Source organism: Bradyrhizobium nitroreducens (assembly GCF_002776695.1).
GTDB lineage: Bacteria > Pseudomonadota > Alphaproteobacteria > Rhizobiales > Xanthobacteraceae > Bradyrhizobium > Bradyrhizobium nitroreducens.
In genome coordinates, this window is sequence record NZ_LFJC01000003.1 from 4745425 (window position 1) to 4757925 (window position 12501).

A 12501-nucleotide genomic window follows, 5' to 3' on the forward strand; every position below is an offset into this window, starting at 1 on the left:
AGCGAACGGACGGGGCTGCGGTCCGCGTCGTCGTAAGTCGATCTTCACGATGCGGCACGCCTGCCCATCAGCACAGGAGCTACCAATGCCCGCAATCAACACCAACACCGCCGCCAATGCCGCGGTCCGCTACCTCAACGTCAACTCGGCGCAGGAGAGCAGCTCGCTCTCGAAGCTGTCGAGCGGCTCGCGCATCACCTCGGCATCCGACGACGCCGCGGGTCTTGCGATCTCCACGCGCATCTCCTCGGACGTGACCACGCTGCAGCAGGCTGCGACCAACGCTTCGCAGGCCACCGCGATCCTCCAGACCGCCGACGGCGGCGCCTCGAACATCTCCGACATTCTCGCGCGCATGAAATCGCTGGCCTCCGAGTCCGCCTCGGGCACCACGACCGATTCCAGCCGCGCCTACATCCAGTCGGAATTCTCCCAGCTCAATTCCGAAATCGACTCGATCGCGACCGGCACCCGCTACTCCAGCCAGAGCCTGCTCGACGGATCCAGCGTGTTCTCGTCCGGCGTGTCCGTGCTGGTCGGCTCGGACGGCTCCGACACCATCAACATCACGCTGACCAGCCTCACGGCGTCCTCGCTCGCCGTCACCTCGCTCGACGTCAGCACCCAGTCCGGGGCAACGTCTGCGCTCGACGCCCTCGATACCGCGATCGACACGGTCTCCGCCGCGCGCGCCTCGATCGGCGCCCAGGAATCGCGCTTCAACTTCTCGTCCGATTCGATTTCGACCCAGACGCAGAACCTCCAGTCGGCAAACTCCGCGATCAAGGACGTGGATATCGCGGCCGAGCAGTCCAAGCTGTCTTCAGCCGAGGTGAAGACCCAGGCGGCCGTGTCGGCGCTCGCTGCCGCCAATCAGATGCCGCAGTACCTCCTCAAGCTGCTGAGCTGATGATCAACTGATCGGGCCGGCATGATGCCGGCCCGATCCTCTCTGTCGGGGACAAGCAAGTGGCCAGCGTCAGTTCGAGCACCAGCAGCACAAGCACGACTTCCTCGGGCGTGTCGGTCACGACGAGCGGAACCACCAATTCGAGCAGCATCGATTGGACGGCGCTGATCCAATCCGCCGTCGACGCGAAGACCGCGCAGGCGGACACGATCTCGACCACGATTACGAACAACGAGGCCAAGATCTCGGCCTATCAAACGCTCCAGACCGATCTGAAGACGTTATCGTCGGGGCTGGCCTCGCTATCGACCGCCGTAGTCAACTCTCTGTCCACCAGTGCCTTTGCGGCGCGCGCGGCGAGCATCAGTTCCACCGGCGACGTGAGCGCCTCGTCGGCGCTCTCCATGACGCTCAAGAGCGCGGCCGCGACCGGCGACCACACGCTCACGATCAGTCAGCTGGCCGCCGCTCAAAAGGTTTCCGGCGCCTCGCAATCCAGTCAGACCGACGAACTCGGATATTCGGGCACGTTTTCCATCGGTCTGGAGGGCGGTGCTACGTCCGATATCACCATCACCAGCACAATGTCGCTTCAGGACGTCGTCGATGCCATCAATGCCCAGACCTCGACCACCAACGTCCAGGCCTCGATCGTCCAGGTCTCCAGCACGTCGTTCCAGATGGTGCTGACGGGTACGGAGGATGCCGCCGACATCACTTATTCGAGCACGTCCGGCGACGACATCCTGAACAAGCTCGGCGTGACCGACAGTTCGGGGAGCTTCACCGACGTGCTTCAGGAGGCGCAGGCCGCCGAGTTCACGCTCGACGGCATCGCGATGACCCGCGACACCAACGACATCTCGGACGTCCTGAGCGGGGTTACCTTCAGCCTGCTCCAGAGCACGCCGGACGGAACGACGCTGAATATCAGCATCGAGACCGATACCAGCCAGATCCAATCGACGCTGGAGACGTTCGTCACCAACTACAACGCATTTCGCGACGAGGTGATTGGCCAGCAGGCGACCTCGACAGACGGTACCGCGGATTCGAGCGCGGTGCTGTTCGGCGATGGCACCATGCGCAACATCATGGATGCGCTGCAGAACGCATTGAACTCGACCGTGGGCGGCCTGACCATGGCCGATCTCGGCCTGTCCTTCAACGAGAGCAATGAACTCGAACTGGACACCAGCACGCTGTCGGACATCCTGAGTACGAACCTGAGTGGCGTGACCAAGCTGTTGTCTGCACAGACCACGACGTCGTCGAGCCAACTCAGTGTCGTCAATACCGGAACGTCGCCGCAATCCTTCACTCTGGATCTGGCCGTCGATTCCGACGGCAACCTCACCTCGGCGTCGGTCGGCGGGGACTCGTCGCTGTTCACGGTCAGCGGCACCACGATCATCGGCGCTTCCGGCTCGATCTATGCCGGCATGGCCTTCACCTATAGCGGCTCGACCTCGCAGTCGATCTCGGTGACGTCGACCTCGGGCATCGCGACGCAGCTCTATCGGCTTGCAAAGGACTACTCATCCTCGACCGGCGTGCTGCAAACGCAGATTACCAGCCTGACGACCCGCGACGATGAGCTTCAACAGAAGGTTGACGACATCAACAGCGCAGCGTCGACCCTGCAGTCGCAGCTCGAGACGCAATACGCGAAGTACCAGGCGGCGATCGAGAGCGCCAACAGCACGCTCAACTATCTCAAGGCCCTGCTCAATTCCAGCTCGAGTAACTGACGATGAACAATCCGATGGCGTACATGGCCAATCAGGCCTATCGGGGAGCGGCAACCAGCGTGCCGCCGCTCAAGGCGGTGTCGATGCTGCTGGGTGGCGCGATTACCTTCCTCCAGAAGTCGTTGAATGCCCAGGAGGGGCGGCGCTTCGAGGAGGGACACGAGCACCTGATGAAGGCGACCGCGATCCTGCGCGGGCTGAGCCACAATCTCGATTTTACCAGAGGCGGGGCTGTGGCGGAACGGATGTTCCAGACCTACAACGCCCTGATCCTGGCGAGCCTCAAGGCTTACGGCCGGCCGCATGCCCGGGAGAGTTTTCGGCGGATCATCGCCGGACTGACCGAACTGCGGGAGGCCTGGGAGTCCGTCGATGCGACGTTGCGGAGCAGCAAGGCCGGCGCGGCCGATTCGGCCCGCTCGGGCTGAAGAGGTCCCTTCTTTCGCATTGAAGGGAAGGGCAGCCTGCCGTTTCGACTGCTTTCCGTAGTGCTGCGGGCGCTTTTGGTGCCCAAAGCCGCCGAAATCCGGTTTCCGCCTCGTTCGCAATGCTTTATGACGGCCTTAACAAGGCGGGACCGGCGGGCGATGGACGTCACCGAGTTTGAGGAACTGATCGACCGGCTGGGCGAGGATCTGTCCCTCTGGCCCGACGATCGCCGCTTGCCCGCCGAAGAGCTGCTGGCGCACTCGTCCGCTGCGCAAGCCCTGTTGGAAGAGGCGCGCGCCTTGCGCCTCGCGCTTGCAGCTCCACCGGTCCGTGCCCCCAAAGGGCTAGCCGACCGCATCGTTGCTGCCGCTGCGAGAATGAAGGGCGACACTGCCGAGCCGCGCACCGAGGGCGAGACGGCGGAGAGCTGAACGGCGCCATCCGCAGCCTCCTGTCTTCGCCTCTCTGCAGTTGCGACAGCTGCTGCAGATCGCGAGAGGTCGTCATGCCCGGACCTGTCCCAGGCATCCACGTAACCCACTCAGAAAGTCGTGGATGGCCGGGTCAAGCCCGGCCGCGGCGTTGCGGAAACGTCGGCGTCCCGGACATCATCTCGCATGCGATTGCTTTGTCGCGAGCGCAGAGAGCGGGGCAGCTTCCTGGCAACAGATTAGCCTGACATCGCTCTTCTGACGCGCACGCACACGGCAGATTTTGCCGTGTCGAATGCCGCTTTCGCGCGCGTGAATCCCCGCCTGAATCCGCGCGCCCACCCGTTTCATCAGCACACAGATTTCAAGCGCCGCCGACCAACACCTGGTCGCAGGCAGCGCGGGAAAGCCGGAGTTTCTGATGACCGTTTCCGCAACGAGCTCTGCGACGACTGCGACCACGACGACGTCGTCGTCGAGCACGTCGTCCAATTCGACGCTGACGTCCAGCGATTTCCTGAGCCTGCTCGTCAGCGAGCTCCAGAACCAGAATCCGCTGGATGCGACCTCGACCACCGACCTCGTCAATCAGCTCACCTCCTACGCGAATTTCACCTCCCAGCAGTCGATCAACTCCAACCTTACTTCGCTCGCGAGCTCGTTCTCCAGCCTCGTGACGCTGAATTCGGTGAACTACATCGGCCACACCGTCGAGGCGAAGACGGATACCTCGACGCTGAGCAACGGCTCGGCGACGTTCGGCTACTCGCTGTCCTCGACAGCGTCCGACGTCTCGATCAGCATCTCGGATTCCTCCGGCAACGTCGTCTACACGGGGACCGGGACCGGCAATTCCGGCTCCAACAGTTTCACCTGGGACGGCAAGGACTCCAGCGGCAACCAGCTCTCCGACGGCGGTCAGTACACGATCTCGGTGACCGCGACGAATTCCTCCGGCAATTCGGTCCTCAACTACACGACCGTCACCGGCACGGTGACCGGCATCGACACCTCGACCTCGACACCCTCGCTGACCGTGAACGGCGTCTCCGTCAGCGCCGCCAACATCATCGGCGTCACATCCTGATTTCTTCCGGAGTTTTATCATGAGTCTCAGCGGCGCATTATCCTCGGCGATCTCGGCGCTCAGTGCGCAGAGCCAGTCCCTGTCGATGATCAGCGACAACATCGCCAATTCCGACACGACCGCCTACAAGACGACGTCCGGGATGTTTGACGCGCTCGTGACGGCGTCGAGCAACACGACCTCTTACGCCTCGGGCGGCGTCACCGTCTCGGGCCGCGCCAACATCACCCAGCAGGGCCTGCTGGCTGCGACTTCCAACGCCACCGACGTCGCGATCCAGGGCTCCGGGTTTTTCGTGGTGACCAATGCCATGTCGGGCGGCACCGTCGCCTACACCCGCAACGGTGCCTTCACCACCGACAATGCCGGCTATCTCCAGAACAACGGCTATTATCTCGAGGGATGGCGCACCGACGCCGACGGCAATGTCGTCGGCAGCGAGTCGGCGAGCAATCTCGAACCGATCAATACCCAGGTCGCCTCGACCAGCGGCAGTGCCACGACCAAGACCACGATTGCGGCCAACTTGCCGTCGGATGCGGCCACCGGCGATACCTATACCAGTTCGATGACGGTCTACGATTCGCTCGGCGCCGCGAACTCGATGCAGATCACCTGGTCCAAGACCGGCACCAACAGCTGGAGTGCGAGCTTCGCCAACCCGACCTCAACCTCGGATACCACCACCGCGACGGGCACGGCTTCCGGCACGATCGACATCACTTTCAACAGCGACGGCTCGCTCGCCAGTACCAGCCCGGACCCGGCGACCGTCTCGATCACAGGCTGGACCGATGGCGCGGCCAACAGCACGATCACCATGGATCTCGGTACCGCCGGCAAGACCGATGGCCTCACGCAATATGCCTCCGGCGAGACCACGCCGTCCGTCAACGTCACCAGCATCGACTCCGACGGCCTGTCCTACGGCAAGCTGTCCAGCATCGCGATCGGCGATAACGGCGTGGTCAACGCCACCTATTCCAACGGTCAGACCATCGCGATCTACAAGATCGCGGTGGCGACCTTCGCCGCTCCCAACGGGCTCGCCGCTTCCAGCGACGGGATCTATTCGGCGACCGTGACGTCGGGCAATGCCGCGTTGCAGGCCTCCGGCGAGAACGGCGCGGGCACCATCTTCGGCAGCGAACTGGAGTCCTCGACCACCGACACCAGCAGCCAGTTCTCCAGCATGATCTCGGCGCAGCAGGCCTATTCGGCGGCGTCCCAGGTCATCTCGACCGTCAACAAGATGTACGACACCCTGATCTCGGCGATGAGGTGAGTGGTGCGCAGTGAGGAATCCAGGGATGCCGGAGAGGGGTTGCTGCGTCGGCTGCAACGGCTGGTGGCGCGGGCCACGACCGTCAGGGGCCGCGACCGCAGGCAACTGCTAGCACTGATCGACGAGGTCGAGACGGCCCGCCGCGGCCTGTTGCGGGAGTGCGCGGAGATCGAGAGCGAGATGAGGCAAGCGACCGTCAGGAAGAGCGCGATCGGGGCTTACCTGCGTAACGCGCAGGTAAGCCGCGGCAGACGGACTAACTAGAAGAAGGCGATGACCATGACTGTAGCCAAAGCCACGAGAACGAGCGCTGCACACGGCGACACGCGGATCAAGTCGCTGATCGCGCTCATCGACGTTCTGACCGCGCTGGTCGCCGAGGAGAATGTGGAGCTCGCCAAGGGCCTGCCGGCCTCGCGCCTGAAGCAGGTCGACGAGAAGAACCGCCTGGCGGAGATGTTCGAACGGACCGTTGCCGAGTGCGCGGCGGGTACGACCAGCCTGAACGTCCCGGACCGGATCCTGCGCGAGCAGCTGATGGAGCGGATCCTGAAGCTGCGCGCGGCGATGGACGAGAACCTGGTGCGCCTGCGCGCGGCGATCGAGGCCAGCAACCGCCGGATCGAGGCCGTCATGCAGGCGATCCGCGAGCAGATCGCGGCGGTGTCGCCCTATGGCGCCTCCGGCCGGGTCGCGGCGCGCCCCGTCTCCAGCGGCACCAGCCGCAGCGCCTGACGAGTCGAGGATCCCGCCGTGTCACTCAATATCGCACGATCGATCGCCTTCAGCGGGCTGTCGGCCACGTCGGTGCAGATCAGCGTGACGTCGTCGAACATCTCGAACGCCGACACGACGGGCTACACCGCGAAGACCGCCAGCCAGTCGAGCAGCGTCACCAACGGTGTCGGCACCGGCGTCACCGTGACCGGCATCACCTCGACGGTCGACAAGCTGCTGTTGAAGTCGCTGGTCGGGGCAACCTCCGACCTCGGATCGGCCGATACGACCAACACCTATCTGACCTCGCTCGAAAAGCTCTACGGCTCGACCAGCAGCAGTGGCGACAGCTCCACGGGAACCTCGCTCGCGAACAGCATCGCCTCGCTGGAATCGGCGCTATCGTCGTTGGCGAGCACGCCGAGCAGCGCCTCGCTGCAATCCAACGTCATCAGCGCGCTCGACGACGTCGCGAGCCAGTTGCGGGAGACATCGAGCGGCATCCAGAAGCTGCGCTCCGACGCCGACCAGGACATCTCGTCCTCGATCGACGAAGTGAATGGGGATCTGGAGCAGATCGCGGATCTCAACGCTGCGATCAAGCAGACGGCGGCGGCCGGCCAGTCGACCGCGGACCTGGAGGACCAGCGCAACACCGCGCTCCAGGACGTCGCCTCCAAGATGAACATCAGCTATTTCACGGCGTCGAACGGCGATCTCCAGATCTATACCACGTCCGGCCAGGCGCTGGTCGACAGTTCGGCGCACGCGATTAGCTATACCGCCGCGGCCAACGTGACGGCGTCGACGACTTACACCGCCGGCTCGTCGTCGAGCGGCTTCAGCGCGATCACGGTGAACGGCGTCGATATCACCTCCCAGATATCGGGCGGCGACATCGGCGCGCTCGTCACGCTCCGCGACAAGACCCTGCCGGCGGCGCAGTCCCAGCTCGACCAGCTCGCACAGCAGCTCGCCTCGGCCATGAACAGCGTCTCGAACGGCGCCTCTTCGGTGCCGGCGCCCACCAGCCTGACCGGTACGACTGCCGTCACCAGTAGCACGGCGCTCTCCGCCACCGGCACGGTGCGCATCGCCGCCACCGACCAGAGCGGCAATCTGGTCTCCTACGGTGATCTCGACCTGTCGTCCTATGCCACGGTCGGCGATCTCGTCACCGCGATCAACGGCATCTCCGGACTCTCCGCGTCGGTCGATTCGGACGGTCATCTCTCGATCACGGCGACCGGCTCCGGCAATGGCGTCGCCATCAACGAGATGACGAGCTCGGTGGGAAGCTCCGGCGAAGGGTTTTCGGAGTATTTCGGTCTCAACGACTTGGTAACTGGAACGAGCGCTTCGGATATCGCGGTCAACAGCAAAATCCTGTCCGGGACCAACGAGCTTCAGCTCGCGACACTGGACTCCTCCTCGAGCCTGACGGTCGGCGGTTCGGTGCTGTCGTCGGGGTCTGCCACCGTCGTCAATGCCTTCTACGATGCCTTGACGGAGTCCCGGACATTTTCCTCCACCGGCGGGCTCGCCGCCACCACCGGCTCCCTCGCCGATTACGCCTCGGCCGTCGTCTCCGACGTCGCGAGCAAGTCGTCGCAGGCCTCCACCAACTACACCGCCAAGGAGACCGCGCAGTCGACCTATGCGAACTCGCTGTCGTCGCAGTCGGGCGTCAACCTGGACGAGGAGTCGGCGAAGCTCAGCACGCTCCAGAACAAATATTCGGCAGCTTCCGCGCTGATCCAGGCCATCAACTCGATGTATTCGTCGCTGCTCTCCGCCGTGCAGTCGACATAGGAGGCAGTGGGACATGGTGGCGATGCGGGTCGCGACCTTCGCGCAGTCGAGCAAGATGATCTCCGACGCACTGCGCGTGCAGGCGGTGATGGCCGAGAAGCAGGTCCAGGAATCGTCGGGCATCATCTCGAGCGATCTCGGCGGCTACGGCTCGGACGCCCAGCACGTCGTCAACCTCCAGGTCTCGGTGACGCGCGCGCAGTCCTATATCGACGCCGCGACGCTCGCCGACAGCAAGGTGCAGGTGATGTATTCGGCGGTCGGCTCCATGACCGACATCATCACTCAACTTCGCTCCCAGCTCAGCGCCGCCTCGACCGGAAGCTCGACCGAGACGACCTCGGTGATCAGCTCCGCCCAGCAGATGCTGGAGGAGATGGGGTCGATCATGAACACCCAATATGACGGCCAATATGTCTTTGCCGGCGGCAAGACGGACACGGCCCCGGTCGATCTCACGAGCTTTTCGTCGGGGACGGGGTCCCTCACCACGGCGGACAGCAGCTACTACGCTGGCGACGACGAGATCGCCTCGGTGCGTGTCGGTGCCGGTGAAACCGTCTCCTATGGTGTCACCGCCGACAATTCGGCGTTCGAGGAGGTGATGCGTGTGCTGAAATTCGTGGCCAACAGCACCTCGCTCTCATCCGCGGACATCTCCAGCGCGCTCGATCTTGCCGGCACTGCGCTCGACGACACGGCAGCCGTGCAGGCGAAGCTTTCCAGCGCGGCGTCCTCGATCGAGACGGCCAGCGCCCGCCAGAGCGACTACAAGAGCTATGCCGAGACGTTGTCGAGCGACCTCACCAGCGTCGACGTCGCCGCCATCACGGCGGAGCTCTCGACCTACGAGTCGCAACTGACTGCGTCCTATTCGGCGCTTGGCAAGATCCTGAGTCTGAACCTTGCGAGCTATCTGAAATAGGACGGGCTATTCGGCCGCGATGCGCTCCATTGCCATGGCGCGCAGCCTGGCGCGCTGGATCTTCACGCCGTTGGCGCTGTCGGTGACGGGAAAGGCGTCCACGAGATAGATCCGGGCCGGCACCTTGTAGCCGGCGAGCCGCTCCCGCAAATGCGAGACCAGCGTCTCCTGGTTCGGCGGCTCCGCTGTCGGGATGACGAAGGCGACACAGCGCGCCTGGCCCTTCAAATCGACTGCAACCACCTGGGCGTCAGCCACGCCGCCATGTGATTTGAGCTCGTCCTCGATCTCGCCGGGCCCGACGAGGAAGCCGCCGAGCCGCATCGCATCGCCTGCTCGGGTCTCGTAGACGAAGGAGCCGTCGCCGCGCAGACGACCGAGGTCGCCGGTGCGGAAGAACCCGTCCGCGGTGATCGCATCGCGCGTCGCATCCGGATTGTTGAAATAGCCGAGGAAGCGCGACGGCGCACTGATCTCGATCTCGCCGGAGACGCCGGGAGCCGCGAGCTCGCCGGTCTCGGTGTCGCGTACGCGCACGCTAGCGTCGGGCGACATCGGCCAGCCGCCGCCTTCGATGCGATCGGAAAAGGCGTCACTGGCGCGAGCGATCGCGAACAGGGCCTGGACCTCGCTCGAGCCGTAGAGGCCGAACAGCGGCAGGCCGCGCGCTTCGGCCTCCACGGCCAGCTCGCGCCATCCGGGCTGAAACGCTGCGTAGCCGCAGAGTTCGAGATGCGGAAACGGCCGGGGCGCATCGGTGAGGGCGAGGATGCGGCGGAACATCTCGTCCGAGCCGAACGAGTGCGTGATCCTGTGCTGGTCGAGGATCTTCAGCGCCGCTGCCGCCTCGAAGGCGTCGAGCACGTGGATGGCTGCACCGGCTGCCACGAAGCCGAGCAGGCTCGTCATGCCAAACGTGCCGCAGAACGGCAGCATGGCCAGCAGCGAATGACGCTGCGGATCGAGCCGAAGCGCCTTGGCGACGGAGGCGGCGTGGCTCGCCAGCGTCCGCTGCGAATGCGCGACGAGCTTCGGCCCCTTGGTGGTGCCCGATGTGGTGTAGAGCAGCACCGGTTGGTCGATGTCGTCCTGGGCCGGGCGAGTGGGTGGATACGACCTGTCGAAGGCATCGAAGCCCACGCAGGGCCATTGCGCCGGAATCGCTTCGGCTCCGACCACTGCCAGCTTCTGCAGCGCGGGGACTTCGTCCTTGGCGAGGTCGGCGAGGATCGCGGCAAAATCGATGGAGCGGAACGCGGCCTCGACTACCATCAGCTTGGCGCCCGACAGCTGAAGCAGATGCGCGACTTCCGCACTGCGATAGCGCGTATTGACGGCCGCCACGATCGCGCCACGCCTTGCGGCGGCGAACAGCAGCGCAAGCCACTCGATCCGGTTGATCAGCCAGACGGCGACCACGTCGCCCTTGCCGATGCCCTGCGCCGCCAGCCAGGCCGCGGTCTGCTCTATCTTGGCTGCGAATTCCGCGCGTGACACCGGCGTGCCGTCGAATACGAAGGCGGGATCGGTGGCGGGATCTGACCGGATCAGCGATTGCAGTGAAAACGCGTTGGCATTCATGGCAACCGAACTAACCCGATCGTGCGGACCTGTCTACTTGGTGCCGAACATCCGGTCGCCGGCATCGCCCAGGCCTGGCACGATGTAGCCGTGGTCGTTCAGTCGCTCGTCGATCGCGGCGGTCCAGATCGGCACGTCGGGGTGCTCGCTCTGGAACTGCGCAATGCCCTCGGGCGCGGCCAGAAGGCACACGAAGCGGATGTCGCGGGCGCCGCGAGCCTTGAGCAGGGAGGCGCCGGCGCAGGCCGAGTTGCCGGTCGCCAGCATCGGGTCCATCAGGATCACGGTGCGGTCGGACAGGTCCTGCGGCGCCTTGAAGTAATATTCCACGGCCTGCAATGTCTCGGGGTCGCGGTAGAGCCCGATATGGGCGATGCGCGCCGAAGGCATCAAAGCGAGCATGCCGTCGAGGAAGCCGACGCCGGCGCGCAGGATCGGCGCCAGCGTGAGCTTCTTGCCGGCGATCTTGGGCGCCTGCATCGCCGCGATCGGCGTCTCGATCTCGACCAGCTCCAGCGGCAGGTCGCGCGTCACCTCGTAGCCCAGCAGCATCCCGATCTCGTTCAGGATTTCGCGAAAGCTCTTGGTCGAGCGGTCCTTCTCCCGCATCAGCGAGAGCTTGTGCTGGACCAGGGGGTGGGCGACGACGTTGACGTGGCTGGTGCTCATGAAACCGCTCTACACGGTTCCGCGAAATTGCGCCAGATCGGCCAGGTTCTTCGCCCAAAGCTTTTCGCTCAAGCCTTTTCCGCGAGACGGATGGCCTCAACCGGGCATCGCCACCGCGCTGCGGGCCCGGTTGCTCGCCGCGTAGGCAGCCATGGTCAATTCACGGTCGATCGCCCTGCGCATCGCATCCATCGCGGGCTGACGCAGGCGTTGCTTCGCGGTTGCATGTGATGGCTTGTGGATGGCGCGTAGCGCGGCGATGGTCTCCGCAAGGGCGCCCTCGATGGCTTCCGGTGCAACCACGCGATCGAGGAAGCCGGCGGTCAGCGCCTCCTCGGGCTCGTACATTTCACCGAGCGTGGCGGTGCGGCTGAGCCAGGCCGGATGCAGGCGGCTGCGCGCGAGCTCGATGGCAAAGCTCGGCGGCGCGATGCCGATCGCGACCTCGTTCAGCCCCATGCGATGCGGCCCGCGCGCGCCCAGCCTGACGTCGCAGGCGAGCAGCAGGAACGTTCCCATCGGAAAGGCGTGGCCCTCCATCACGCCGATCGTCGGATGCGGAAACGCCATCAGCCGCAGCGCGAGCTCGGCGCCGGCCCGGACCATTTCGAGGCTGTTGGCGGCATCGCCCGACGCGAATACCTTCAGGTCGAAGCCGGCAGAGAAGATGCCGGGCCGCGCCGAGCGCAGCACCACGATCTCTGCTTCCGTCTCGGCGCGACCGAAGGCGGCGCCGATCGCCGCCAGCATCTCGGTTGACATCACATTGACCTTGCCGTCGTCGAGCCCGATCTGGGCGACGCCGTCTTTCAGCTGGTAGCTCACTCCCTTGGTCATCTGCCGCTCCCTGTCATTGTTACGGCTTGACTGTCGAAGGCTGATGTAGACCAATCAATATAATTTT

At 64.6% G+C, this 12501-nt stretch carries 12 protein-coding genes; 9 read left to right on the forward strand and 3 right to left on the reverse strand.

All coding sequences use genetic code 11. The annotated features are described in order from the left end of the window. The first annotated feature begins 85 nt into the window (after positions 1 to 85). The 9 genes from TSA1_RS22915 (at position 86) to TSA1_RS22960 (ending at position 9347) form a co-directional block, all read left to right on the forward strand. Positions 86 to 910, forward strand: coding sequence for a flagellin (locus TSA1_RS22915; RefSeq protein WP_100178308.1), 825 nt, complete (start codon positions 86 to 88; stop codon positions 908 to 910). Between the two features lie 59 nt (positions 911 to 969). Continuing rightward, positions 970 to 2661 (forward strand): flagellar filament capping protein FliD, encoded by a 1692-nt coding sequence (gene fliD / locus TSA1_RS22920; protein ID WP_100178309.1) that lies wholly within the window; start codon positions 970 to 972, stop codon positions 2659 to 2661. A 2-nt stretch (positions 2662 to 2663) separates the two neighbouring features. Then, the gene (locus TSA1_RS22925; RefSeq protein ID WP_174719032.1) at positions 2664 to 3089 is read left to right on the forward strand and encodes a flagellar export chaperone FliS; all 426 of its coding nucleotides are present in this window, start codon (positions 2664 to 2666) and stop codon (positions 3087 to 3089) included. Between the two features lie 159 nt (positions 3090 to 3248). Further along, positions 3249 to 3521 (forward strand): hypothetical protein, encoded by a 273-nt coding sequence (locus tag TSA1_RS22930; RefSeq protein ID WP_100181289.1) that lies wholly within the window; start codon positions 3249 to 3251, stop codon positions 3519 to 3521. Positions 3522 to 3942: 421 nt separating this feature from the next. Further along, on the forward strand, positions 3943 to 4608 hold the full coding sequence (locus TSA1_RS22935; RefSeq protein WP_100178311.1) for a flagellar hook assembly protein FlgD: 666 nt from the start codon (positions 3943 to 3945) through the stop codon (positions 4606 to 4608). 19 nt (positions 4609 to 4627) lie between these two features. Further along, a complete protein-coding gene (gene flgE / locus TSA1_RS22940; protein ID WP_100178312.1) occupies positions 4628 to 5893 on the forward strand; it encodes a flagellar hook protein FlgE in 1266 nt (421 codons plus the stop codon). Between the two features lie 279 nt (positions 5894 to 6172). After that, positions 6173 to 6628: a flagellar protein FlgN gene (locus TSA1_RS22950; RefSeq protein WP_430649801.1), complete on the forward strand. Its 456-nt coding sequence runs from the start codon at positions 6173 to 6175 to the stop codon at positions 6626 to 6628. 18 nt (positions 6629 to 6646) lie between these two features. After that, positions 6647 to 8422, forward strand: coding sequence for a flagellar hook-associated protein FlgK (gene flgK / locus TSA1_RS22955; protein ID WP_100178314.1), 1776 nt, complete (start codon positions 6647 to 6649; stop codon positions 8420 to 8422). A gap of 13 nt (positions 8423 to 8435) precedes the next feature. Then, positions 8436 to 9347 carry a flagellin gene (locus tag TSA1_RS22960; RefSeq protein WP_174719033.1) on the forward strand — a complete coding sequence of 304 codons (912 nt, stop codon included), beginning with the start codon at positions 8436 to 8438 and terminating at the stop codon, positions 9345 to 9347. Positions 9348 to 9353: 6 nt separating this feature from the next. On the opposite strand, the gene TSA1_RS22965 is transcribed toward TSA1_RS22960, so the two are convergent. The 3 genes from TSA1_RS22965 to TSA1_RS22975 form a co-directional block, all read right to left on the reverse strand. Further along, on the reverse strand, positions 9354 to 10928 hold the full coding sequence (locus tag TSA1_RS22965) for an AMP-binding protein (RefSeq protein ID WP_100178315.1): 1575 nt from the start codon (positions 10926 to 10928) through the stop codon (positions 9354 to 9356). A gap of 33 nt (positions 10929 to 10961) precedes the next feature. Continuing rightward, a complete protein-coding gene (gene upp, locus TSA1_RS22970) occupies positions 10962 to 11597 on the reverse strand; it encodes a uracil phosphoribosyltransferase (RefSeq protein WP_100178316.1) in 636 nt (211 codons plus the stop codon). A gap of 96 nt (positions 11598 to 11693) precedes the next feature. Continuing rightward, a complete protein-coding gene (locus TSA1_RS22975) occupies positions 11694 to 12434 on the reverse strand; it encodes a crotonase/enoyl-CoA hydratase family protein (RefSeq protein WP_100178317.1) in 741 nt (246 codons plus the stop codon). Positions 12435 to 12501: the final 67 nt, after the last annotated feature.